Origin of the sequence: Shigella sp. FC1567 (assembly GCF_001743015.1) — a bacterium.
Taxonomy (GTDB): Bacteria; Pseudomonadota; Gammaproteobacteria; order Enterobacterales; family Enterobacteriaceae; genus Escherichia; species Escherichia coli.
The window spans coordinates 1-878 of record NZ_MIIV01000323.1 but is presented as its reverse complement, the minus strand read 5'-3'; the positions used below and the strand labels follow the sequence as shown (position 1 = coordinate 878).

At 39.0% G+C, this 878-nt stretch carries 3 protein-coding genes; 1 reads left to right on the top strand and 2 read right to left on the bottom strand.

The annotated features are described in order from the left end of the window. Together BHE85_RS27620 and BHE85_RS16795 are read right to left on the bottom strand one after the other, a co-directional pair. Positions 1–87, bottom strand: an 87-nt coding sequence (locus BHE85_RS27620; protein ID WP_228340236.1) for a hypothetical protein, incomplete at its 3' end; no start/stop codon positions are given. A 70-nt stretch (positions 88–157) separates the two neighbouring features. Continuing rightward, entirely contained in the window at positions 158–493 is a 336-nt protein-coding gene (locus tag BHE85_RS16795) for an anti-adapter protein IraM (protein WP_000871291.1), read from the bottom strand. 260 nt (positions 494–753) lie between these two features. On the opposite strand from BHE85_RS16795, the gene BHE85_RS16790 reads away from it, so the two are divergent. Further along, the coding region (locus tag BHE85_RS16790) for a DUF1737 domain-containing protein (protein ID WP_114077698.1) at positions 754–878 on the top strand (125 nt) is incomplete at its 3' end.

The following is an 878-nucleotide window of genomic DNA, read 5'->3' as shown; positions in this document are numbered from 1 at the left end:
AATCAGCGAGTAGGTATATGGGATAATCGCGGATTCAGGTGCTGGTACTGAATTCACCGGGAGGCACCCGGCACCATGCAATGGCACATAGCGCCACTCTCCAGCCCCTCTCCGGAGGGGCTGTTTATATTGATTTTGTCAGATGTGAGTAAACTCCTTATGGACTTTGTTGTTTTAGCCCATAAGGACATATTTGCAGAGTGCAACGGTTATTAAAGCATTCATTCAATACGTTATCTGTATTTGTAGGGCATTCCTGGCTGTTTTTGATTAAATTCCAGAATGTTTTATTGAATGGTACTACGTTGTAAATGGTTACAGGTAGCACTTTGTTATTGAGCATGATGCCTGTGTGAGTCAGTGTAAATATACTTTCAGGAGGTAAGAAAGCATCCGATTGATACCAGATTATTAATTTTATTTTACTCCATATGACTGAAAAAGATATTCCGCATGATGGCTGGATAACTGTATCAATCACAATCCACTTCATTTAGTTTCCTTGTTTATGCCTTGCTGGTGATGTTCTGAAAAGTATAAATGATATTTTTGAATGTAAACCATAGAGCAGAATTATTTTTCTGATGTTGTTTATTGTTTATTTAAATGCAGGGTGGTTTATATCTCGTCTTGTAGTTTATCCATGCATATCTGCTTGATGATGAGGTTTTTATTTAAGGTATGGTTTTGTGTTTTTTCTGTATTACATGTCAGGTATTTTAAAGAATCATTTTTCAGATGGTGGAAAGAACCATGGCATTTAAACACTATGATGTTGTCAGGGCGGCGTCGCCGTCAGATCTTGCGGAAAAGCTGACACATAAACTGAAAGAGGGCTGGCAGCCGTTTGGTAGTCCGGTGGCCATAACCCCTTATAC

What these genes read in the sequence shown, in the direction of transcription:
- BHE85_RS16795 (WP_000871291.1), bottom strand. Translation starts at nt 493, where the DNA reads ATGAAGTGGATTGTGATTGATACAGTTATCCAGCCATCATGCGGAATA.